The following is a 23,225-nucleotide window of genomic DNA, read 5'->3' as shown; positions in this document are numbered from 1 at the left end:
GTGTACTTTTGCGCGCAGAAAAAATGGCTGTCGCAAAGCCCACAGACTACTAACCGAAATGGAAGATCGCAATCGTAAAAAGACACCCTGGCAGCAAACGCGGAAATTTTTCAACGACATCCATCTTTGGATGGGATTAATCAGCGGACTGGTCGTTGTGGCGGTGTGCTTCAGCGGTACCGTTTACACCTACAACACCGAGCTGACTGAGTGGGCGGCATCGCATTTGCACAAAGTAGACGTACCTCGCGGTAGCGAAAGGCTTCCTGTAGAGCAATTACTGCCCGAAGTGGCCGCGGTAGCTGGCGGCAGCGTGAACGGCATCCATATTTCGGCAGATCCCGCACGTACGTATCGGTTTACTGTGCGGAAAGAAGGGGAACAAAGCCGGTTTGGCACCACCTACTATGTTAATCCCTACAACGGTGAGGTGCGCGGTACCTCTGAAGACCAGTCGAAAACCTGGGTGGCCATTTTTATGCGCGATATGTTCAGCCTGCACCGTTGGCTACTTCTAGATCGTATCGAGGAGCCGATCATCGGCGAGCTACCCAACCGCACGTTGGGCAGCTACATATCAGGAACGGCGACCATCTTGTTTACGCTAGGCGTTATTACCGGCCTGGTTATCTGGTTTCCCCAAAAACTGCGCACATGGCGGCAAGGATTGCGTGTTAAATGGAAAGCCAGTTGGAAGCGGGTAAACCATGACCTGCACAATACGCTAGCCTTCTATTCGCTCATCCTCCTTTTCGTTATGGGCATCACCGGCCCCCAATGGTCGTTCCCTTGGTACCGCGAGGGGTTACAGAAAGCATTGGGTACCTACCGCGAGGCTCCCACCGGGGGCCGTAGCGGCAATAATGCGCAGCGCGGAGGCAATGATAGGCCGGAAGAAATACGCCCCATGTTGCCCATCAACCGGCTGTTGGCCGCTACCGATGAGGTGTTGCCTTACCGTGGTGACTACATGGTGTCGCTATCCGGCAGCGGCCCTGTGACCATACGTAAAAACAAGGTCGGCTTTTTTGCTCCGGCCGCTAGCGACGAGGTAAAGCTGAATGCAGCCACCGCGGAAATCGAAGAAGTAACGGTTTTCCGGGAAAAGCCGTTCAACGAGCGCATTGCCGGCTCGATAAAGGCCCTGCACATAGGCAATGTATACGGCCAGTTTACCAAACTGCTGTATTTCCTGGCCTGCCTCATCGCTACGTCCTTGCCGATCACCGGCACGATGATCTGGCTGAATAAAATGAAGAAGAAATCATCGAAGCGTGGCCAGAAGAAGCAGCGGGCAGTGTTGTCGGATATCGCGTGAAGAGGATTTTAGCAACACCTTATCAACCAATGCTTTTCATGTATTAAAACAAACAAACATCGCCGTAGGTCACGAAAATAGTTCTGATTTGTAGGAAAATAAAATCACCTCAAACAATAAATATTTATAAAATAGTCGTGTTTCAAACTGACTGGGGTCACTTTGGGAAGAGACTTCGGAGAGTTTGGAAAGAGACTTCGGAGAGTTTGGCAACTCGCTTCGTTCAATTTTTAGTTAAAAAGGGGCAAAATTCGATGGGTTAAAAAGTCCATTTCCCAAATAAGGGCATTCAGCGCCCTTCTAAGCGCTTAAAATTCTAGGCGACATAAACCTTCAAAACAAACTTGAAAGTAAAATTAACTCTCAATTAAATCTGGCATTTCAAATACACGCCGCAACCTCGTGGTCGGTACGTGGTGGTTCCGCAGATGTGGTGGGTTGCGGTTGACCAGGTAGGTGAAGCAATTCTTTGTAATCGTATTGTTATTTATATTTTTGCCGTCTGCAAAACTAAAAACGGATAAAAAGCCTAGCACGATGAGTCATTCCCTGTTCCCACACAAACATGTACCGCTTCTTTTTACTTTCTTTATTGTATGTACACTAGCGTTTTCGTTACCTCAAGAGGTAAAATCACAGACGGCCAAAAAAGAGCTGCTCGCTTATAACGTCAAAGATTTCGGCGCTATGGGAGATGGCGAAACGGACGACACGCAAGCCATACAGAACGCTCTGGACCATCTTATAGACCACGGCGGCGGAACATTGTATTTTCCAAACGGACATTACAGGCTTGCCACCATACAGGAAAAATATGAAGTAAAAGCGCACCTCATCATCAAACCAAAATCTACGCCGGGAAGAACCTACGTAATGATCAGGTTAGCAGGCGAAAATTGTGTGGTAACGCCGAGTGCGTATGCCAACCACACAGGGAAAGACGAAGCGGAGGTATGGGATAATGGTACGGTACTTTTCTCGGACATCTTGGGAGAAAAACTGACAAACCCAGCGGAGACCCCTACCTTCTTATTGGCTGCTGGATCTGGCGGCGGGACATATAAACTTAATCAAGCGGTGGTCAGGCTGCAAGACCTGGCGTTCCAGGTCAAATCGGAGAAGGGAAAATACCCGTACTTGTCTGGCATAAATATGGCCCATGCGGCTACGCTCTATACCGACAACGTGTTAGTCTACTCCTCAACGAGAAGTGTAGACCTTACCGCGCCAACGGACGATGGACACTATTCTGCCGGGCTGGTCGCTCCACGGTTATGGTGCAATCCGGAGCAGGAATTACGAAATACATACGTGAAAAGCGCTTTTCGCTACGGGTTCATTTTTTCGGAACATGCCAATGGAAATAACCTATCGGTTTGGAATTGTGACAATGCGTTTGTGTTCGCGAAAATGGACCATGCCGCTTGGTTTGGGCGCATACATGCCCAAAACTGCAAGAATATCGTCAATGCCCTCGATGTTGAATTTGCACGCCATATGCTGGGTGCGGCCTTTTTTAAAATCGAGCAGATCGGCATCGAGATCAATACAGGCCAGGTTCCCGTGGCATTCAACTACAGCAACTTTGTGGTAGACCCTGCCAATTTACTATATGGCTCATTGAACTATCACATTGTGAAGTCGAACGTAGGTGCAGACAATACCTACTTTAACATGCTGGGCGGCACGAATGTAAAGCATCGTCCGTCTTTCTAATGAATTTCAAATAGCTGCACACCATTTCGTTCTTTAAATGTTGTTTGTGTAAAAGAATGCAGGTGCTGTAGCATTCACCAGCTTCCGTACGTTAATGAAGGATATGATGAAGAAATTGAATTTAATCGTTTCCTTGGCAGCCAGTGTGCTGCTGCTGGGGAGTTGTTTAAGGGGCGATCCACAACCCCAGCTGGTGGGTGGAACAACGTTTGTGAACGCGTTTGTCGAAGCGCAAGCAGTGTATTGCTATATTGATCGCAATGCCGCAATCGGCCCGGAGCCACTCCAATACCGGAGCTTCGGACCTAATCCACCCGTATACGCGTACCCGGGAGAAAGCCGCCGGTTGGAAATCTACTCCACATATGACGATAATCGGCTCGTGGATACGGCCATTACGATACAGGATAGCGTGTATTATTCGTCCATCGTTTATGGCACGCATAACGACCCGCGGCATTTCATTACGGAAGACCGGATACCTGAAGGTGCTGATGACCCGGCCGCCATCGCCGGCGTTCGGTTTTATAACCTGGCCAACACCGACCGCCGCATGACCCTACATATTGGCGATATGGAGCCGATCGCCGCTTTTAGCGACCGGCCTACCGAAACACCACAGACCGGTAAGGAGGGTGAGGGCTTTATTCCGGTAACCACAGGCACCTATACCATCAGTGTGGTGGACGAAGATGGCGAAACAGTAGCTACCAGAGAGGGTACGCTTGACTTAGCGCCAGGTAGCTATACCAGTATTTTTCTAACCGGTGATGAGCGGGATCCAACAACGTTTTACGTGGGTAGGGTTTGGCACTGGGTCAATTAACTGTATGACACATGATGAAACCCGATTACATTTCGCGATTAGCCCTGTTGGTGGGGATAATCTTATTCGCCAGCTGTATCAAAGACGAGGACCCGGCACCGGATGTCCGGTCGGGCCTGGTGGTGGTTAATTCCTTTTTGGAAGCACAAGCCGTGCTGCACCGATTGGACGTAGGCCGTGGCCTCCAACAGTTGGGCCAAGGACAAGGTTACCGTGGTATTGATTATTACGCCGTGCCCAGTGCTGAAAATTGCAGGATGGAAATCATCTCATCCAACGAACTGGCGCAGTTGGTTGACACTACCGTCGCGCTGGAGGAAAACAAGTTCTATACGTCATTTATCTTCGGTACGGAGGCGGCCCCCCGGCATTTCGTCACGGATGATCGTTTGCCCAGCGGTATCGAAGATCCGGCGGCCAGTGCCGGCGTACGTTTTTTTAACCTTGCCGAAACACCGCACCGCGTTACCTTACGTATCGCAGCAGCCGAACCGATTGCGGCTTTCCGCGACCGGCCTACCGAAACACCGGAAACCGGCGAAGATGGCGAGGAGTTTATTGCCACAACAGCTACCGGCACGCATGTATTGACCGTAGAAGATGAGGATGGCGTGCAACTGGCCAGGCGTACGGGGGTAGCACTTGATCCCGGCGACTACCTGACCTTCTTCCTTACGGGTGATGGCAGTGAGTCGACTCCCTATTACATCGGTGTGGTGCGCCATCGCGGGGTAAATCAAATTCAGTGATTTTCTGCTCATAATCCAACGGATTTCTCTATTTTAGGCCGATTTATTTTCACGAAAGGCCAATAACGAGTTATGAGCAAAAAATCGATCTTTATCAAGGATGGTGCAAACTATACCACACCTTTCATGGCAATCAGTGTACTGTTCCTCACCTGGGGAATTGCACACGGTTTGCTGGATACACTAGATAAGAACTTTCAGGAACTGCTACACTTGAAAAAATGGCAGTCGAGCTTCATACAGGTTTCCCTGTATGGAGCTTACTTTTGCATGGCCATCCCCGCCGGCCTGTTCACCAAGAAATATGGTTACAAAAAGGGAATCATATTCGGGTTGAGCCTTTTTGGTGTCGGTGCATTGCTGGCAGCTGGCACCGCGCCGTTTCAATCGTTTGTGCTTTTTTTGTTGTGTCTCCTCGTAATCGGGGCAGGCTTGGCAACGTTGGAAACCGGCGCTAATCCATACACCACCAAGCTAGGTCCTCCAGAATCCGCCGAACGGCGAATCAATATCGCCCAATCATTCAACGGCTTTGCGTGGGTGATAGGCCCGCTGATTGCGCTATCCATCTATGGCAACCGCAGCCATGTGGAAGGCGAAAAGATGATTTCCATTGTGATGCCCTTCGCGCTCATCGGATTGGCCGTGCTGGCCATTGCCTTTGTTTTCTCCCGGCTAAAACTGCCCAAAATCGATGAGGAGGATTTGATGCACGCGCACGGAACGGCCCCGACACCGGGCGGTGACATGGAAATTTCGGATCCTTCGCATCCGGCCTTCATTTCGAAGAAACCGTTGTGGAAAAATAACCATTTTAAACTGGGTGTTGCGGCCCAAGCTTGCTATGTGGCGGCACAAACAGGGGTATTCAGCTACCTCATCAATTTCGTAACGGACCACGATATGCACCCTAATTTCGATGTGCAATACGGGCCCTATTTCTTGTCGCTGGGCTTCTTTCTGTTCATGATGGGCCGCTTTTCGGGCAGTGCGCTGATGAAGTATTTCAAGCCTTCCCGCCTGTTGGCGTGCTACGCACTAGTGGTGTGCTTGCTGTTGCCGATTGTATCGTTAAAGCTCGGATGGGTTTCATTCGTGTCGTTGTATGGTGTTTTCTTTTTCATGTCTATCATGTTTCCCACCATATTCGCTTTAGCCATCCGCAGCTTAGGCACCCACACCAAGCAAGGGGCTTCTTTTCTCGTGATGGCGGTGGGCGGCGGAGCCGTGTTTCCACCCATAATGGGTTATGTTGCCGACGTATATGGCATGGCTGCAGGCTTTTTCGTACCCATTCCGCTCTTTGCTTTCATTGCTTATTATGCCATGGCAGGATATAAAATCAAGGCTTAATTTTTTTGCGTACTTTTGCCGCCGATATTGAATTGAGATCATGAGCGACCGTATCAAAAAAATTTTCCTTGGTGTTTGCATTATCATCCCCTTTTTACTGTATTGCTTTTATTACTACAGCCAAATGTTCAAAAGAGCACCGTTCCGTTTCGCTGATTTCGAATCGATTGTGCTTAAATACGGTGAAGGTGACGAACTGATCAACCAATTTGATTCGGAAACGGGGCTTTACCGATTCCTCAACAAACAAGACTCCCTTGTGGTAGATACTGTGAAGCTGCGCAAAGATGACATGCACCACCTGCATGGCAAAGCAACCCAACTGGGTTTCTGGAATCTGCCGGACGACATGACCAGCGGTGAACCGGACGGCACCAAACCCGTCGCCCGCTTCTACCTACAGTTCAATTACAAGGAAAAAAGCAAGGAGGTAACGCTCGACGCGGATTTTAACGGTAACACAAAAATGCGCGATGCAGCGAAAACCATGGTTGATGAGGCGATGCGCGTAGTCAACGATGCCCGGATCCGTTGATTGATGGTCCCCTACCCGTTGCCCTGCCGTATGGGTACGGGCGAATCGCTGTCGCCCTTGGGCGATGAGAGCCCGAGGCTACGAACGTCGTCGGCAGCGGGTGCCTCGAAAACCTCTAGCCCGAAAAACTTGACAGAAGCAAGCAGATGGTCGAAAATATCCGCCATCGCGTTCTCGTAGATCGCCCATTTGGTATTGGAGGTGTACATGTAGAGCTCTATCGGCAATCCGGTTTCCGTAGGTTGCAATTGGCGGACAACCATCGTATAACCTTTATGGATCAATGGATGTTGCGCGGTATACAACGTAATGTACTGCCGGTAAAGCCCAGCGTTCGTCATCTTCCGCCCGTTTACCGGCATGGTCGGGTCGGCTCCGCTTTCCGCATTGTATTGCTCGATTTCTTTTTGCCGTTCCTCGATGAACGGCTTCAATAATTGTATCTTCTTGAGGTGCTCGATCTCCTCCTTTTCCAGATAACGTATCGTGGATATTTTAATGCTCACCGAACGCTTGATACGACGCCCACCACTTTCATGCATACCGCGCCAGTTCTTGAACGAGTCCGTAACGAGGTAATGCGTGGGCACGGTGGTGATGGTCTTATCCCAGTTCCTAACCTTTACGGTATTGAGGTTGATTTCTAGCACATCGCCATCGGCATTGTACTTCGGCATCTCGATCCAGTCGCCCACACGTACCATATCGTTAGTAGACACTTGTATGCTGGCTACGAAACCCATGATGGTGTCTTTGAAGACCAGTAGGAGGATGGCCGACGCCGCACCCAAGGCGCCCAGAAAAGCCCAAGGTGACTGGCCGGTCAACATCGAAAATATGATGATACCAGCCACAAAGAACATAAAGATATTGATGACCTGGAGGTAGCTGTCAAGCGGCTTGTCTTCAAACCCTTTCTTGGTGCGCAGGTGATCGCGGACAGACCGGAACAGTGCCCTGAATAATAATACCCATACAATGACCAGAACCATATCAAAGAACTTTCGCACAGGCGAAATCCAATCTGGAAAAGCTGAAAAAATGACCGGGATGAACTGGATGGAAATCAGGAGCGGCACCAGTCGCGCCAGCTGTGCCATTGCCCGGTTGCGCACGAGGTGGTCATCAAATTTTGTTTTTGACCGTTTGGCAAAAACAGCCAGCGTACTTACTAGGAATTTACGGAGAACATAATAAACGATGCTCAATACGACAACGAGTAGCCCCAGTAAAACAAAAAGGTTGACGATGTCTGCTTGAGCGGCGGGTACGCCCCAACTGATGAGCGTATTGTAGGTCCATTGATAAATAAAGTTTGACGAGCTTGTAATCGTAGGTATTTCCATAAATTAACTGATTGAACGGTAAAAAAAGAAGAAGTAACGGGCCACAAAGTTAAGGTTTCTCGACGAATAACAAAACCGCACTGGCGGCACCAAAAAACATTGTAGAATGACCTAAAATTTTCGTAATTTCGCATGCGCAACAAGCATGTAGTGCATGTTCTTGCTGTGCCTTTTGATTTAAGATTGGTAAACATATAATGGCTGAAGAAACAGAAAACGGCAACAACCACGTTCCGGCGAACGACCGGATCATCCCCATCAACATCGAAGACCAAATGAAATCGGCATACATCGATTACTCGATGTCTGTTATTGTATCACGTGCATTGCCCGACGTGCGGGATGGCTTGAAGCCTGTACACCGCCGCGTGCTGTATGGCATGCTCGACCTGGGTGTGACCTCCGGAAAACCCTATAAAAAATCTGCCCGTATTGTGGGCGACGTTCTTGGTAAATATCACCCCCATGGCGATTCTTCGGTTTACGATACCATGGTGCGCATGGCCCAAGAATGGAGCTTACGGTATCCACTGGTTGATGGCCAGGGCAACTACGGTTCGGTAGATGGCGACCCCCCAGCGGCCATGCGGTATACCGAAGCGCGGTTGAAGAAAATTGCCGAAGAGTTGCTTTCCGATATTAATAAGGACACCATCGATTACCAACTCAACTTCGACGATTCCATCGAAGAGCCTACGGTACTCCCAACGCGTATTCCCAACCTGCTGGTAAACGGCGCCTCGGGAATCGCTGTAGGTATGGCCACCAATATGGCCCCCCACAACCTTTCGGAAGTGGTAGACGGCATCATCGCTTACATCGACAACCGCGATATCGAAATCAGTGAGTTGATGCAGCACGTAAAGGCACCCGATTTCCCCACAGGGGGTATCATTTACGGATATGCCGGCGTGCAGGAGGCTTTCCATACCGGCCGTGGCCGCATCGTAATGCGTGCCAAAGCGGAAATCGAAACCACAAAAAGCGGCCGCGAACAGATCATCGTTACCGAAATCCCTTACCAGGTGAACAAATCGGACATGATTAAGCGGACAGCCGACCTGGTCAATGAAAAGAAGATTGAGGGAATTGCTGAAATCCGCGACGAATCCGATCGGCACGGGATGCGGATTGTATACGACATCAAACGCGATGGAAATGCATCCATCATCCTCAACAACCTATACAAACATACAGCCTTACAGACCTCATTCAGTGTAAACAACATCGCCTTGGTTCATGGCCGCCCCATGATGCTGAACCTGAAGGACATGATTTACCATTTTGTGGAACACAGGCACGAAGTGGTGGTGCGCCGTACGAAATTCGAACTCGCGGAAGCGGAAAAGCGTGCACATATCCTTGAAGGACTACTCATTGCGCTAGATCACCTCGACGAGGTAATTGCACTTATTCGAGCGTCAGCGACGCCAGAGGACGCCCGCGTGGGCTTAATGGAAAAGTTCGGCCTATCCGACATCCAGGCACGTGCCATCCTCGATATGACCCTGCGCCGCCTTACCGGACTGGAACGCGACAAGATCAAAGAGGAATACGCCGAATTGATGAAAACCATCGAATACTTGAAATCGGTACTCGCAGATGAAGGGCTCCGCATGGGCATCATTAAGGACGAACTGCGTGAAGTTAGAGAGAAATACGGCGATGAGCGCAGATCGACCATTGTACATTCGGCCGAGGATATGCGCATGGAAGACTTCATCGAAGATGAAGAAATTGTGATCACCATCTCGCATGAAAGCTATGTGAAACGCACGCCGCTAACCGAGTACAGACGGCAGGGCCGCGGTGGAAAGGGCGCGAAAGGCAGCAACACCCGCGAGGAAGATTTTACCGAACACATCATCACCGCCTCGGCCCACAACTACATGCTGTTCTTTACCGAAGCCGGACGCTGCTTCTGGCTACGGGCATTCGAAATTCCAGAAGGAACACGCACGTCGCGCGGCCGGGCGATACAGAACATCATCAACATCCCGAAAGAAGAAAAAATCAAAGCGTACATCAAAGTGAAGAACCTCAAGGACCAAGAATACCTTGAGAACAATTTCATCATCATGTGTACCAAACGCGGCACCATTAAGAAGACCTCGCTGGAGGCTTACTCCCGGCCACGGGCCAATGGTATCAATGCCATCAACATCAATGAGGGCGATCAGTTGCTGGAGGCATGCCTCACCGATGGAAATAGCGAGATTGTGATGGCACTGAAGTCGGGAAGGGCAATCCGGTTCAACGAATCTACGGTACGCCCGATGGGACGTACGGCTACAGGCGTACGCGGTATTACCCTTACCGGTCCGGAAGACGAGGTAGTTGGCATGATTAGTGTTAATAATTACGATACAACCGTACTGGTCGTTTCCGAAAAAGGTTACGGCAAACGAACGGATATTGAAGATTATCGGGTAACCAACCGTGGCGGAAAAGGTGTGAAGACCATCAATATTACCGACAAGACAGGTAAGTTGGTGGCCATCAAAGATGTAACCGACAACGACGACTTGATGATTATCAACAAATCCGGTATCGTCATCCGGATTGCGGCCAGCGAGTTGCGCGTAATGGGAAGGGCCACGCAAGGGGTTCGACTCATCAGCCTCAAAGGCGATGATGAAATTGCCTCGATAACCAAAGTGGAACATGAAGACGAGGAGTTAATTGAAGAAGGAGAAAACCAGGAAAACAGTGAAAATAGCGGTGAAAACAACAACACAACAACGGATGAATCGTCACCTTCGGACGAAGAATAGCGTGAGGGCTGTAACAGCTGTTGCAATGCTGTTGGCGGTCAGTGTATCGCCCGTGCTTGCCCAATCTAACCTTAAAGAGGGGAACAATAGCTTTGCACGTTACATGCAATCTAAAGACTTCAAGCAGCTGGAGGCTGCACGGAAGTTTGCCGACGAAGCGTTTAAAACGAAACGGGATTCCACGAATTACAGGAATATCCTCCTTCGCGGACTCGTATACAGTACCTTGGCGGTGGTCGATTCCAATCGCACGCAGAATTACCCGGCAGACCCCAATAATATCGCGTTAGCGGCATTGAAACGGCTGACAAATAAATCAGTTGGCTTCGAAGATGAGCCACAGATTGATTATGTACGGCGTTCTTTGGCCAATGCTTATCTCATCAAAGCGAATCGTGCGGTTGCCGGCGCCAACTACGAAGAGGCATTTCACCAATACCGCTTGGTCGACTCGATTAGCGGAAAAACCATCGACGTGAAACACAACCTCGCTATTTTGAGTTCCAAAATAGGGAATGTGGAAGATGCCATCAATAGGTACAAGGCATTTACCGCGCAGACAGAAACGTCGTCTCCCAGCTACATCCTTGAACTGTCTAGGTTGTACCAACAACAGGGAGACAGCCGGGAAATGCTCAACACATTGCTCACCGGGCGGCAACAATTTCCAGAAAGTAAGGAAATCCTCTTTACACTGATCAATACGTACATGACCAACGAAGCTTACGCTGCCATAGTGCCATTGGCAGACGAGGCCATCGCACATGAACCGGAGAACGTGGGACTGAACTATATTGCTGGTTTTGCCAACGAAATGGAAGGGAACAATGATGCGGCTAAAAAATATTACGGAAAAGTAATCAACCTCGACGCCAATAATTTTGAGGGAAATTTAGAATTGGGACTACTTTATTTAAAAGAATACATCGCTAATCCCAACGATACGGAAGTACAAAGCAAAGCACAGGAGTATCTGTTGAAAGCCAACCAGATCCAACCCTCCGAAGTGAATACGCTGAAGTCGCTCGCGGTGCTATATAAACAGTCGGGCGATGTCATCCAACAGGAACGAGTAAATAACATATTAAATCAACTCACAATAAACTAGAATCATGAAAGTGAAATCGATTTTATTAGGCATGCTGGTACTTACCTCATCGGCCGCCTTCTCGCAAACAAGTAATTTAAGGAAGGCGAAAGCCAGTTACAACAAATTCAACGAGGTCAAATCCATTGGGAACTCAGCTTTGGGCGCCGCAGATTTGACGGCCGCAAAAGAAGCGTTGGACAAAGCTATCGAGCATGAGAAAACGAAAGATTTAGCCGAAACTTGGACGTACTACGCCCTGGTGAATGCCGACCTCGCAGTGCTCGATTCGACCGACGCTCAGGAAGGCTATATGCAAACTGCTATCCAAGCGCGCGAAAAAGCGATCAGTCTCGACGAGGGAAAGGAGCATGAGCAAAATATAAACGTCCTCAATTCAATCGTCGCACAATATGAGATGAACAAAGGTGTAGCAGCGTGGGACAACCAAGACTTTGAGGGGGCGTACAATGCATTTGACCAGGGCTTGAAGTATTTACCCAATGACACCACCTTGTTGTATTATTCAGGCTTGGCTGCTATCAATTCGCAAGACTACGAAAAGGCATTGGCAAAGTATGTGGAACTCATTCCAGTGGACAGCTTCTCAAACAATAAGCAAATCATACTGGACGTCTCCCGCCTATACCTCATGCAGGGCGACACGACCAATGCCATCAAATATGCAGAATTGGGTACGAGCAAATACCCCGAAGATGGTGAATTGGCCACGCAGAATATCGAGTTGAACCTGATGGCGGGAAATGACGAGAAAATTATCAATACCATCAGTTCACAGGTGGAAAAGGACCCCGAAAACGAAAACCTGCATTATTATCTCGGTATCGCCTACAGCGAAACGAACAATATTGAAAAGGCAGAAGCTTCCTACCGGAAAGCACTCGAACTCAATCCGAATTACCTCGACGCCAACATCAACCTCGGCGGCTTAATCTTGAATAAGGGGATCGACCACTTCAACACCACCAATAACGCGAGCCTTCCCCAAACCGAATATGAGGCAGAAATCAAGAAGGCGTACGACATTTTTGATTCGGCATTGCCATATTTAAATAAAGCTGTCGAATTGGACGGTTCATCCTATCTGGCGTTGACCAACCTGAAGAAATATTACGAAATCAAAGAAGATAAAGATAAAATCGCGGAGCTACAAGCCCGGATAGACGCGTTGCAATAGGGGATTTGTAGACAAGCCTACACATAAAAAAGCCCTCCGGCCTCGATTGCCGGAGGGCTTTTTTATGGCTGCTTTTCGCTAGCCAATGGCTAACTTTTTACAAATACGTTTGACCAACGCGGGCCCCTGATAAATGAAACCCGTATACAATTGCACCAGCGTCGCGCCCGCGGCGAGCTTTTCGACGGCGTCGTCTGGCGTATGTATCCCCCCTACCCCAATAATGGGAAATGCATTCCCCGATTTCGACGCAAGGTATCGGATTACCTCCGTAGCACGCTTGGCTAGTGGCCTTCCACTCAGTCCCCCACCTTCGGAACGAAGATGCTCGCCGCTCCGAAGCCCTTCGCGGTCTATCGTGGTGTTGGTAGCGATTACGCCCGCAATTCCGGTTTCACGAACAATATCTATAATGTCATCCAGCTGAGCGTCGGTAAGGTCTGGTGCAATCTTCAATAGGATTGGCCGGGATACATCGCCCTTACGGTTGCGTTGCTGCAAGGTATCCAATAGGTGCATAAGTGGCTGCTTTTCCTGCAAAGCGCGAAGACCTGGTGTATTGGGCGAACTCACGTTGACCACGAAATAATCCACCACATCAAACAATGCGTCGAAGCACTTGATATAATCGCTTACAGCCTCCTCATTGGGTGTCAGCTTATTCTTACCGATATTCCCTCCGATGATGAGGTTCCGCCTATCTTTCAGTTGGCTTAGCCGCGTCGCGGCTACATCTACGCCTTGGTTATTAAAACCCATCCGATTAATCAGCGCTTGGTCATCAACAAGACGAAATAACCGCGGACGTTCGTTGCCAGGTTGTGGCCGCGGAGTTACCGTACCAATCTCTATAAAGCCGAAGCCCAATGCGGCCATTTCTTCCACATACTCGGCATTCTTGTCAAATCCAGCAGCCAAACCGATTGGATTTCTGAACGTTAGACCAAATACTTTGCGCTCAAGGCTCGGATGCTCGTAGCCATAAGCGGCCCGCAGCAAACGCTTACCACCGATCAATTTGCAAAACGACCGTAAACCGCCCGATACGGTATGGTGGGCAGTTTCGGGGTCCATCGAAAACAGCAGCGGCTTTACCAGTTTATACATAGGCGCAAAGGTACCTGAAAAAAACGTACTTTTGCACTCGGAATGATTGCTATAAATAACCTCACGTTTGAAATAGGTGCGCGTGGACTGTACGACGACGCCAACTGGCATATCAAGCCGGGCGACAAAACCGGCCTAATCGGGGCCAATGGGACTGGAAAAACCACCTTATTGAAATTGATCGTTGGCGAATACGCGGCCACCTCCGGTACGATATCGATGGCTAAGGATATTAAAATCGGGTACCTCAACCAGGACCTGCTTTCTTACCAATCGGGCAAGAGTATCTTGCACGTAGCCATGGAAGCGTTTGAGCGCCAGAACCAACTGCTTACCGAAATCGAGCAATTGCTCAAAAAGATGGAAACGGATTATTCCGATGACATCATCCAAAAGCTAAGCGACAAGCAGACCGAGTTTGAAGCACTGGATGGCTACAATATCGAATACCGGGCCCACGAAATCCTCGCCGGACTGGGCTTTAGCGATGCCGATCAGCAACGTACATTATCCGAGTTTTCCGGTGGTTGGCGAATGCGCGTCATGCTCGCCCGGATATTACTGCAGGCACCCGACATCCTACTGCTTGACGAGCCTACCAACCACCTTGACCTTCCTTCCATCAAATGGCTGGAAGGTTACCTCCAGGCGTTTGAAGGAGCGATTGTTATCGTTTCGCATGACCGGTATTTCCTTGACCGGGTGGTGAATACCATTGTCGAGTCCAAACGCGGAAAACTCATCCAATATGCCGGGAATTATTCATTTTACCTGGAAGAAAAAGCCCTGCGCGAGGAAATACAAGGAAATCAATACAAAAACCAACAAGCGAAAATTAAACAGGAAGAACGGCTTATTGAGCGGTTCCGTGCCAAGGCAAGCAAAGCGAAGATGGTACAGTCTCGCATCAAAGCGCTGGAGCGTATGGAAAAAGTCGCCGATGTGGACGACTTTAACCCCAGTGTGAACTTTCGCTTCAAATTCAGCAAGCAATCGGGCCGGCACGTGGTACGGCTCGAAAATATCACCAAATCGTACCCCGGTATCCCGATTCTCGAAGGGGCAGATGCCATCATTGAAAAAGGTGACAAAATAGCACTTATCGGTGCCAACGGTAAAGGAAAGTCTACGCTGCTGCGCATCGTGGCCAATGCCGATCGGGATTTTACAGGCACAGCGGAATCGGGCCACAACGTAAGCCAGACATTTTTTGCCCAGCACCAACTGGAGGCGCTGCACCTCGATAACGAAATACTACAGGAATTGCAGTTGTTTGCACCTAAACATACGGAAACGGAACTGCGGGCTATTCTGGGGTGCTTTCTCTTTACGGGCGACGATGCATTCAAAAAAATACGGGTGCTCTCTGGTGGTGAAAAATCGCGAGTAGCGTTGGCAAAGGCACTTACCGCTGATGCGAATTTCCTGGTCCTTGATGAGCCTACAAATCACTTGGATATCCAGTCGGTGAATATCCTCATCCAGGCCCTTAAGCAGTTTGAAGGTACATTTGTGGTCGTCTCCCACGACCGCTACCTGTTGGACAATGTGGCCAACAAGATTTGGTATATCGAAGATCGGAAAATAAAAGAATATCCGGGCACCTATCAAGAATATGAGGAATGGCAGGCTAAACGGGCGACGACATCCACTTCAAAAACAAACGACTCGAAATCGGCAAAAACAGTAGCAAAACAGGCTCCGGTAAAAAAAGAAATACCCAAAGAACGGGACACAAAAAAACTCCATAAGGAACTGGAAACGGTTGAGCAGCATATTGCGCAATTGGAGGAAACGGTTAAAGCAACCGAATTGCTGATGGCTGAGGAACACACGTATGCAGACCCAACGAAATTGGGGGAAGCTTCAAGGCACTACGACGCGCTGAAAACCGAATTGGCAGAAAGCCAAGCACGATGGGAACGATTGGCCGAAGAAATTATGGCAATGGATAGTTTATAATTGATAGTTGATAGTTGACAATTATATGAAAATATGGCTGACCGTCGCGGTGATGCTTTTTGCCTGTTTAACCGTGATGGCGCAAAAGCAGAAAAAGAAACGGGTCAATCGTGAACGGACTCCGCAACAAGAGCTGGTTTATGACAACATCAGCTACCTGCCAACCATCAAATCCGTACAGTTTTATCCGGTCGACCAGGAAAATGCACTACCGGTAATCGAGTTGCACAGCAATGACCAACTGATGCTTGCATTTGATGACTTGCGCGGTGATGTTCGCAACTATTATTTCAGCATGGTTCATTGCGATGCCGATTGGAAGCCCAGCCGGCTCTCACCGTTGGAATATGCCGATGGGTTCAACGAAGAGCGTATTACGGATTATGCGCCGTCCGTGAATACGCTGCAACCGTATACGCATTACCGGGTGGATTTTCCAACCAGCAACATTAAACCCAAATTAGCGGGCAACTACCTACTAAGTGTATACGAGGATGCCGATAAGCGCCGTCTTATCATCTCGAGGCGGTTCTACGTGTTGGCCCCGCTGATGACCATTTCGCCCCAGCTCGTTCCGTCGGTAGCAGTAACTAAGCGGCACAGCAACCAGAAAATAAACCTCACAGTTAATACCGCCGGGCTCACTGTTAACAACCCGTACCAAGACATCCGTATCCTCGCGATGCAAAACCAGCGTCCCGACGTGCAGCAATGGCTTACCACGCCTCACTTCGTGAACGACAATCAATTAACCTATAACGACAACAAGACGTTTGATTTCGGTGGTGGAAATGAATTTCGCTATTTCGACCTACGCAGCCTGCGTTTGGCTTCCGGACAAGTGGCTAACATCCGGCTCGACAGTGCCGCCCATGCCGTTCTCGTTACCGACGAAAACTACCGGGAAGCAGTCTATGCGTCTACGTTCGATGAAAATGGAAAATTTTTCGTGCGAAATCAAGATAAAGCCGATGCCGATACGGAATCGGACTACGTGTGGGTTACGTTTTCGCTGGTAGACGAGGCGACCACCGATGGCGCTGTTTATGTGTTGGGTGCTTTCAATAATTACGTCCGCGACGAATCTAATAAAATGACATACGACGTTAAAACGAAAACATGGCAATGTACCTTGTTACTTAAACAGGGGTTGTATGACTACGCATACGTGCATGTCGACGCAGCTGGCACGGTAGACGTATCATTTTCCGACGGAAACCACTTCGAAACGAATAATACGTACCAAATCCTGCTTTATAACCGGCGACCGGGAACAACGTGGGATGAGTTAGTCGGCTTTGTGGAGATCAGCAATTAACCAAGGCCAACCGCTCCTGTAGCATACGGGAAACGCGATTAAAATAACGTTTCTGTTTATATCCCATCACCCACTGAACCCCATGTATGGCGTTGGTATGGAAAATCTCATCCGCTTCTCTTAAAATATGGGGGCTTATCTGCGCCTCGATGACCTCCATCCCACTGTCCACCGCTAAGTCGATGACCACCTTACGCATTACCCCATCGATACACCCCTCGCTGATAGCCGGCGTATACAGTTTCTTGTCGTACCAAATAAATACGTTAGAACTAAGCGATTCACAAAGGAATCCTTCCTGGTTTAACAGCAGCACATCATCCAAGCCATTCTTGGTGCGGTACAACCCGGCCATGACATATACCAGGGCATTGGAGGATTTCAGTTTTGAAAGTTCGCTGTAGGGCTTCTTAAAATCACTATAGACATCTACAATTAACCCGATTTTCCGGTGTTTCACCTCGTCCGGGTCGAGCTTGGAAACTTCCATAATGTAGCAGGCGTGGTTATGCTGTGGGCTATATAAGCCGCCACCACCGCGATAAACCTGGAGCCGTACCCGCACATGTTGGTTTTCCAGGCCGTTGCGTTTGATGAGTTCCGCCGCACGGGAACGGATGAACGCTGAATCGGAGAGTTCCGGCCGCTCCAGCTTAAGCATGCTCATCCCCTCCTGGAGCCGTGCGACGTGGTGCTGCAAAAAGCGGATGTCGCCATCCATCCAACGCATCGTTTCGAATAATCCATCGCCATACCGAAAAGCCCTGTTGTCAGCGGTAAGCACAGCTTCCTGTTCGGGCACGAAATTGGTGTTAAAATCTATAAAATGTACCGGCATTCACTCAATTTATTACGTATTAAAACAAGTTTCGGTTTCCACAGTGCAACTCTTATGCCGCTTATCCTGGTTCCTGATGAGACACGTAGCCGCGCCATTTTTCCAAGCATAACCGGAAGTCATCCGGCAATGGTGTATGAAAAGCCATGGGTTCGCGGGTGGTAGGATGCATGAAGCCTAAGCTCTGGGCGTGGAGCGCTTGCCGCGGCAATAGGGCAAAGCAATTCTCAACGAACTGCTTATACTTGCTGAATACGGTACCTTTCAGTATCCGGTCTCCCCCATACACCGCATCGTTGAATAGCGGATGCCCCACAGATTGCAAGTGCGCTCGGATTTGATGGGTACGGCCAGTTTCCAGCTGGCACTCGATGAGTGTGACATACCCGAGCCGCTCTAAAACGCGGTAGTGGGTCACCGACCATTTCCCTTTCTCCTCGTCGTCATACACGGCCATTACTTTCCGGTCTTTCGCGCTCCGGCCGATATAACCCGTGATGGTCCCCTCTTCGGCAATATCACCCCACACCAACGCAATGTACTTTCGCGATATACTGTGATCGAAAAATTGCTTGGCCAAATAGGTCAACGCCCATTCATTCTTACCGACAACCAACAAACCGCTCGTATCTTTGTCAATACGATGCACCAGCCCTGGGCGGCCATCATTTCCAGGCAACTCCGGCAAACTGGAGAAATGATAAGCTAACGCGTTGACCAGCGTGCCTGTATAGTTATTGTATCCGGGATGGACCACCATGCCCGCCGGTTTGTTGACGATGAGCAAATCATCGTCTTCATAGGGGATATCCAGCGGGATATTCTCAGGGTAAATTTCCGTATCTCGCGGCGGGTGCGGCAAAACCACCGAAATGGTGTCTAAAGGCTTTATTTTATAACTGGCCTTGATGGGTTGTCCGTTGACCAATACCGTACCAGCGGTAATGGCGTGCTGAATACGGTTACGCGAGGCGTTTTCTACCCGGTTCATTAAGAACTTATCGATCCGCAACAAGGCCTGCCCTTTGTCTACCACAATGCGCAGATGTTCATACAGATCCTGCTCGTCCGACTCCTCCAATGCTACATTGTCTGCCATGGCGCAAACATAAAAAAAAAAGCAACCCGTACCTGCAGCTTTTTTACCTAAGTTTGCCCCATGCCCATGGTACCGTTCGATATCCACAGTCCGATAGAATCGCTTGATTTCTCCCTGTTCAGCGATAGGTCGCTCACGGTGCACATCAAGCGCGACGACAAGATACACCCCTTCATTTCTGGCAATAAATGGCGTAAACTCAAATATGTACTGCAGGCGGCACGCCATGCCGGAAAAACACACCTGGTAACGTTTGGTGGCGCGTGGTCCAACCATCTGCTGGCTACGGCATGCGCTGGGGCGACATTCGGCTTTAAAACGACGGGGTTTGTGCGTGGGGAAGCCGTATCCAACCCCAACCTCTCGCTATGCAAAATATACGGCATGGCATTGCGGTTTGTAGACCGGACGGCTTATCGGGATAAGCCCCGGCTATATGAGCAATACACGGCAACCGACCAGCGAGCGTATTTCATAGACGAAGGTGGTTACAGCGTTGACGGTGCGCGGGGATGTGCCGAAATCATTGATGAGCTGCCGCATACTTACGACCATATTTTCTGCGCCTGCGGCACGGGCACCACGCTTGCGGGGTTGTACCACGGTTGCATAAGTCGAGGGCTCGATACCCGGCTGCATGGAGTTACCGTATTGGCTGGTGGGAATTTTATTCCCGATGCAATCCGTGCCCTATACCCCGAGATGCAGCTAGACGGGCTGACCAGCCATACCGACTACCATTTCGGCGGGTACGCAAAAACAACACCTGTACTTCATACGTTCATCAAGGAATTTACGGCACAAACGGGTATTCTCATTGAGCCGGTTTACACCGGTAAACTACTGTACGGTGTGTTTGACCTTGCTAAACGCGATTATTTCCGCGAGGGGGCTCGGATATTAGTTATCCACACGGGCGGATTAACGGGTATTCTCGGCCTTCACGAGCAGTTCCCATGAAAAAAAGCGCCTGTGAAAGCCGACGTCTCGGTGAATAAAGTTGCTTTTTAAAGCGACTTTGTCTAAGTTTGGGCATAACCATCCATGTTATGATGTATCAAATCGCTGTAACACCGGGGGAAGTCCAACACACCTTAGCCAACTACATTCTTGCCGACGGGTATGACATGACCTTCGACATGGAGCGCAGCCAAGGTGTCACCATCTACGATTCAAAGTACCAACGCGAGCTCCTCGATTTCTTCACCTGTTTCGCGTCTGTCCCGCTCGGATATAACCATCCGAAAATGGTGAATGATACGGCTTTTACCAACAGCCTCCTTCGTGCAGCGGTGACCAATCCCTCCAATTCGGATGTATATACCGTAGAGTATGCCCAGTTCGTAAAGACTTTTGGGAGGATAGCAGTGCCCGATTACCTGCCCCATGCCTTTTTTGTTTCAGGTGGGGCGCTAGCCGTGGAGAATGCGCTGAAGGTAGCAATGGACTGGAAGGTTCAGAAGAACTTCCTTAAGGGGTACAACCGTGAAAAAGGCACTAAGGTACTCCACTTTGAACACGCATTCCACGGGCGCTCGGGCTATACGTTGAGCCTTACCAACACCCATCCCAATAAGACGAAGTGGTTTGCTAAGTTCGACTGGCCCCGCATAAGCAGTCCGATGCGGGCGTTCCCCGATACTGCCGATAGCCTGGCCGTAACCCTTAACCGTGAGCGACAGGCAACCCATGAATTAAAACAGGCATTTGCAGACCACAAGGATGACATATGTGCCATCATCATAGAGCCCATCCAGGCCGAGGGCGGCGACAACCATTTCCGCCGGGAGTTCATGGAACAGTTGCGCATCTTGGCCGACGAAAACGAAGCACTGCTTGTGTATGACGAAGTGCAGACCGGTGTGGGCCTTACCGGCAAATTTTGGTGCCACGAACATTTCGGTGAACGGGCACGCCCGGATATCATCGCTTTCGGAAAGAAAATGCAAGTATGCGGCATTTTGGCTGGCACGCGGGTTGATGAAATCGACACCAATGTGTTCCGTGTGCCGTCGCGGATTAACTCCACGTGGGGTGGCAGCCTGGTGGATATGGTGCGTGCCACCAAAATCCTTGAAATTATCGAGGAAGACCAATTACTTGCGCAGGTAGAGACTACCGGCACGCATTTGCAAGCGCATTTACACGATCTGGCGGCCCACTACCCGGCAATATCCAATGTTCGAGGCAGCGGGTTGCTTTGCGCCTTCGACTTGCCCAATACCGCAGCCCGAAATACCTTTCTCGAAAAAGGTTTGGCAAACGGCGTCCTTTTTCTCGGTTGCGGTGACCGTTCCATTCGGTTTAGACCCGCGCTCATCATCGAGCCGGCCGCCATAGATCAGGGAATCCGTGCCGTCCACCGCCTCATGAGCGAGATCGGCTGACACAGCTACGGCCTACTGTGGTAATTCGGGGCTTCCTTCGTGATGGTGATGTTGTGTGGGTGACTTTCCCGAAGCCCCGCCCCGGTGATTTTGACGAAGCGGGCTCCCTGCAACGCTTTTATCGTAGGCGCACCGCAATAGCCCATACTGGCACGTAGTCCACCTACATATTGGTACACCACTTCGGCCAGTGTACCTTTGTAAGCGACACGCCCCACGATGCCTTCGGGCACTAGTTTCTTGATGTCGTCCTCGACATCCTGGAAATAACGGTCTTTCGACCCTTTCTCCATGGCTTCTACCGAGCCCATACCACGATAGGATTTAAATTTACGTCCTTCATAAATGATGGTCTCACCGGGAGCCTCTTCCACACCGGCAAAGAGTGACCCCGCCATCACCGTATCCGCGCCGGCAGCAATCGCTTTGGCAATATCGCCGGTTTGCTTGATACCACCATCGGCAATAACGGGGACCCCCCGGTCGCGAAGTGCACGTGCCACTTCATATACCGCATAAAGCTGGGGAACACCAACGCCTGCGATGATGCGCGTAGTACAGATGGAACCCGGCCCGATACCCACCTTTACAGCGTCGGCCCCGGCGTCCGCCAATGCGGTAGCCGCCTCGGCCGTAGCGATATTCCCCACGATAACTTCGAGGTCGGGAAATGCAGCCTTTACCTCCTTAAGCTTCTCGATTACCCCTTTAGAATGCCCATGGGCCGTATCTATCGTCACGACATCCACGCCTGCCTTTACCAAGGCTGCCACACGCTCCATGGTGTCGCCGGTAACACCAACAGCCGCCCCTACAAGCAGTCTGCCATGGCTATCTTTGGCTGCATTAGGAAAGTGGCGGTATTTCTGGATATCCTTGAATGTGATCAGCCCTACGAGGACATTATGGTCGTCTACAACCGGCAACTTCTCGATTTTATAGTTTTGCAAGATGTTTTCGGCTTTGAGTAAATCAGTGCCTATCGGCGCCACAACCAATCCCTCCTTGGTCATCATCTCGGTGATTGGACGCTTCATGTCTTTCTGAAAGCGGAGGTCGCGGTTGGTTACGATACCCACTAGTTTACCCTCGCCATTGATGATCGGGATGCCCCCGATTCGGTGGTCCTTCATGATCTGGAAGGCATCCCCAACCGTTGCCGCCTCGTTGAGTGTCACCGGATCCTGGATCATGCCGCTTTCCGACCGCTTCACTTTGCGTACTTCTGCCGCTTGGTCTGCAATCGTCATGTTTTTGTGCAGCATCCCCAATCCACCGGCCTGCGCAATGGCAATGGCCAAGTCAGCACCGGTCACAGTATCCATCGCAGCAGAGACTAGTGGTATATTCAGCCGCGTATTGCGGGTCAGGTAAGTGGATGTATCCACCTCGCGGGGCAACACTTCGGAATAGGCAGGAATTAACAGCACATCGTCGTAGGTGAGGCCTTCAGCTACGAATTTTTCGGGATCTAATTGCATGGCAAATATCTGTTGGGGTTATTATTTGCCGGGCAAATTTACTTATTTTTTATGTCTTCTACAAGTAAAAAGAACGGCTGTATTCCGAACGTATCCCCTCAGGGAGTGGGCAAAACAATACCGGAATACAG

Annotated in this window: 18 protein-coding genes; 13 read left to right on the top strand and 5 right to left on the bottom strand. The window is 49.9% G+C overall.

The window, feature by feature from the left end:
- Positions 1-58 precede the first annotated feature (58 nt).
- From VNQ80_RS13100 to VNQ80_RS13075, 6 genes are all read left to right on the top strand, one after another.
- Positions 59-1,318: a PepSY-associated TM helix domain-containing protein gene (locus VNQ80_RS13100; RefSeq protein ID WP_325639300.1), complete on the top strand. Its 1,260-nt coding sequence runs from the start codon at positions 59-61 to the stop codon at positions 1,316-1,318.
- Between the two features lie 537 nt (positions 1,319-1,855).
- A complete protein-coding gene (locus VNQ80_RS13095; protein ID WP_325639298.1) occupies positions 1,856-3,034 on the top strand; it encodes a glycosyl hydrolase family 28-related protein in 1,179 nt (392 codons plus the stop codon).
- A 103-nt stretch (positions 3,035-3,137) separates the two neighbouring features.
- Entirely contained in the window at positions 3,138-3,860 is a 723-nt protein-coding gene (locus VNQ80_RS13090; protein ID WP_325639296.1) for a hypothetical protein, read from the top strand.
- Positions 3,861-3,871: 11 nt separating this feature from the next.
- A complete protein-coding gene (locus tag VNQ80_RS13085; RefSeq protein WP_325639294.1) occupies positions 3,872-4,609 on the top strand; it encodes a hypothetical protein in 738 nt (245 codons plus the stop codon).
- A gap of 72 nt (positions 4,610-4,681) precedes the next feature.
- Entirely contained in the window at positions 4,682-5,962 is a 1,281-nt protein-coding gene (locus VNQ80_RS13080; RefSeq protein ID WP_325639292.1) for an MFS transporter, read from the top strand.
- Between the two features lie 124 nt (positions 5,963-6,086).
- A complete protein-coding gene (locus VNQ80_RS13075) occupies positions 6,087-6,497 on the top strand; it encodes a hypothetical protein (RefSeq protein ID WP_325639290.1) in 411 nt (136 codons plus the stop codon).
- A gap of 11 nt (positions 6,498-6,508) precedes the next feature.
- On the opposite strand, the gene VNQ80_RS13070 is transcribed toward VNQ80_RS13075, so the two are convergent.
- Positions 6,509-7,843, bottom strand: a complete 1,335-nt coding sequence (locus VNQ80_RS13070; protein WP_325639288.1) for a mechanosensitive ion channel family protein — start codon at positions 7,841-7,843, stop codon at positions 6,509-6,511.
- Positions 7,844-8,040: 197 nt separating this feature from the next.
- Between VNQ80_RS13070 and gyrA the strand changes: the two genes are divergently transcribed.
- Genes gyrA through VNQ80_RS13055 form a run of 3 tightly spaced genes read left to right on the top strand, consistent with a single transcriptional unit; the run spans position 8,041 to position 12,902 of the window.
- On the top strand, positions 8,041-10,617 hold the full coding sequence (gene gyrA / locus VNQ80_RS13065) for a DNA gyrase subunit A (RefSeq protein ID WP_325639286.1): 2,577 nt from the start codon (positions 8,041-8,043) through the stop codon (positions 10,615-10,617).
- On the top strand, positions 10,589-11,725 hold the full coding sequence (locus VNQ80_RS13060) for a hypothetical protein (protein ID WP_325639284.1): 1,137 nt from the start codon (positions 10,589-10,591) through the stop codon (positions 11,723-11,725). The genes gyrA and VNQ80_RS13060 overlap by 29 nt, the downstream gene beginning before the upstream one ends.
- Before the next feature lie 4 nt (positions 11,726-11,729).
- Positions 11,730-12,902 carry a tetratricopeptide repeat protein gene (locus VNQ80_RS13055; protein WP_325639282.1) on the top strand — a complete coding sequence of 391 codons (1,173 nt, stop codon included), beginning with the start codon at positions 11,730-11,732 and terminating at the stop codon, positions 12,900-12,902.
- A gap of 78 nt (positions 12,903-12,980) precedes the next feature.
- Here the strand turns inward: VNQ80_RS13055 and VNQ80_RS13050 are convergent, their stop codons facing one another.
- The gene (locus VNQ80_RS13050) at positions 12,981-14,009 is read right to left on the bottom strand and encodes a quinone-dependent dihydroorotate dehydrogenase (RefSeq protein WP_325639280.1); all 1,029 of its coding nucleotides are present in this window, start codon (positions 14,007-14,009) and stop codon (positions 12,981-12,983) included.
- Positions 14,010-14,051: 42 nt separating this feature from the next.
- Between VNQ80_RS13050 and VNQ80_RS13045 the strand changes: the two genes are divergently transcribed.
- Positions 14,052-15,971 (top strand): ABC-F family ATP-binding cassette domain-containing protein, encoded by a 1,920-nt coding sequence (locus VNQ80_RS13045; protein ID WP_325639278.1) that lies wholly within the window; start codon positions 14,052-14,054, stop codon positions 15,969-15,971.
- A gap of 25 nt (positions 15,972-15,996) precedes the next feature.
- Positions 15,997-17,289, top strand: a complete 1,293-nt coding sequence (locus tag VNQ80_RS13040; protein WP_325639276.1) for a DUF5103 domain-containing protein — start codon at positions 15,997-15,999, stop codon at positions 17,287-17,289.
- Here VNQ80_RS13040 and VNQ80_RS13035 read toward each other — a convergent pair.
- Both VNQ80_RS13035 and VNQ80_RS13030 read right to left on the bottom strand, forming a co-directional pair.
- Positions 17,279-18,127 carry an aminotransferase class IV gene (locus VNQ80_RS13035; protein ID WP_325639274.1) on the bottom strand — a complete coding sequence of 283 codons (849 nt, stop codon included), beginning with the start codon at positions 18,125-18,127 and terminating at the stop codon, positions 17,279-17,281. The genes VNQ80_RS13040 and VNQ80_RS13035 overlap by 11 nt on opposite strands.
- Before the next feature lie 61 nt (positions 18,128-18,188).
- Positions 18,189-19,226 carry an RluA family pseudouridine synthase gene (locus tag VNQ80_RS13030; protein WP_325639272.1) on the bottom strand — a complete coding sequence of 346 codons (1,038 nt, stop codon included), beginning with the start codon at positions 19,224-19,226 and terminating at the stop codon, positions 18,189-18,191.
- Positions 19,227-19,286: 60 nt separating this feature from the next.
- Between VNQ80_RS13030 and VNQ80_RS13025 the strand changes: the two genes are divergently transcribed.
- Entirely contained in the window at positions 19,287-20,186 is a 900-nt protein-coding gene (locus VNQ80_RS13025; RefSeq protein ID WP_325639270.1) for a 1-aminocyclopropane-1-carboxylate deaminase/D-cysteine desulfhydrase, read from the top strand.
- Between the two features lie 89 nt (positions 20,187-20,275).
- Positions 20,276-21,613, top strand: a complete 1,338-nt coding sequence (lat, locus tag VNQ80_RS13020; protein WP_325639268.1) for an L-lysine 6-transaminase — start codon at positions 20,276-20,278, stop codon at positions 21,611-21,613.
- A 5-nt stretch (positions 21,614-21,618) separates the two neighbouring features.
- On the opposite strand, the gene guaB is transcribed toward lat, so the two are convergent.
- Positions 21,619-23,094 (bottom strand): IMP dehydrogenase, encoded by a 1,476-nt coding sequence (guaB, locus tag VNQ80_RS13015; RefSeq protein WP_325639266.1) that lies wholly within the window; start codon positions 23,092-23,094, stop codon positions 21,619-21,621.
- Positions 23,095-23,225 lie beyond the last annotated feature (131 nt).

The organism is Parapedobacter sp., assembly GCF_035556095.1.
Taxonomy (GTDB): domain Bacteria; phylum Bacteroidota; class Bacteroidia; order Sphingobacteriales; family Sphingobacteriaceae; genus Parapedobacter.
This window is presented reverse-complemented; position numbering and strand designations above follow the sequence as displayed.

Excerpts from the sequence above, each read along its gene's own strand:
- VNQ80_RS13100 (WP_325639300.1), top strand. The coding sequence starts at position 59 with ATGGAAGATCGCAATCGTAAAAAGACACCCTGGCAGCAAACGCGGAAA.
- VNQ80_RS13095 (WP_325639298.1), top strand. The coding sequence starts at position 1,856 with ATGAGTCATTCCCTGTTCCCACACAAACATGTACCGCTTCTTTTTACT.
- VNQ80_RS13090 (WP_325639296.1), top strand. The coding sequence starts at position 3,138 with ATGATGAAGAAATTGAATTTAATCGTTTCCTTGGCAGCCAGTGTGCTG.
- VNQ80_RS13085 (WP_325639294.1), top strand. The coding sequence starts at position 3,872 with ATGATGAAACCCGATTACATTTCGCGATTAGCCCTGTTGGTGGGGATA.
- VNQ80_RS13080 (WP_325639292.1), top strand. The coding sequence starts at position 4,682 with ATGAGCAAAAAATCGATCTTTATCAAGGATGGTGCAAACTATACCACA.
- VNQ80_RS13075 (WP_325639290.1), top strand. The coding sequence starts at position 6,087 with ATGTTCAAAAGAGCACCGTTCCGTTTCGCTGATTTCGAATCGATTGTG.
- VNQ80_RS13070 (WP_325639288.1), bottom strand. The coding sequence starts at position 7,843 with ATGGAAATACCTACGATTACAAGCTCGTCAAACTTTATTTATCAATGG.
- gyrA (WP_325639286.1), top strand. The coding sequence starts at position 8,041 with ATGGCTGAAGAAACAGAAAACGGCAACAACCACGTTCCGGCGAACGAC.
- VNQ80_RS13060 (WP_325639284.1), top strand. The coding sequence starts at position 10,589 with ATGAATCGTCACCTTCGGACGAAGAATAGCGTGAGGGCTGTAACAGCT.
- VNQ80_RS13055 (WP_325639282.1), top strand. The coding sequence starts at position 11,730 with ATGAAAGTGAAATCGATTTTATTAGGCATGCTGGTACTTACCTCATCG.
- VNQ80_RS13050 (WP_325639280.1), bottom strand. The coding sequence starts at position 14,009 with ATGTATAAACTGGTAAAGCCGCTGCTGTTTTCGATGGACCCCGAAACT.
- VNQ80_RS13045 (WP_325639278.1), top strand. The coding sequence starts at position 14,052 with ATGATTGCTATAAATAACCTCACGTTTGAAATAGGTGCGCGTGGACTG.
- VNQ80_RS13040 (WP_325639276.1), top strand. The coding sequence starts at position 15,997 with ATGAAAATATGGCTGACCGTCGCGGTGATGCTTTTTGCCTGTTTAACC.
- VNQ80_RS13035 (WP_325639274.1), bottom strand. The coding sequence starts at position 18,127 with ATGCCGGTACATTTTATAGATTTTAACACCAATTTCGTGCCCGAACAG.
- VNQ80_RS13030 (WP_325639272.1), bottom strand. The coding sequence starts at position 19,226 with ATGGCAGACAATGTAGCATTGGAGGAGTCGGACGAGCAGGATCTGTAT.
- VNQ80_RS13025 (WP_325639270.1), top strand. The coding sequence starts at position 19,287 with ATGCCCATGGTACCGTTCGATATCCACAGTCCGATAGAATCGCTTGAT.
- lat (WP_325639268.1), top strand. The coding sequence starts at position 20,276 with ATGATGTATCAAATCGCTGTAACACCGGGGGAAGTCCAACACACCTTA.
- guaB (WP_325639266.1), bottom strand. The coding sequence starts at position 23,094 with ATGCAATTAGATCCCGAAAAATTCGTAGCTGAAGGCCTCACCTACGAC.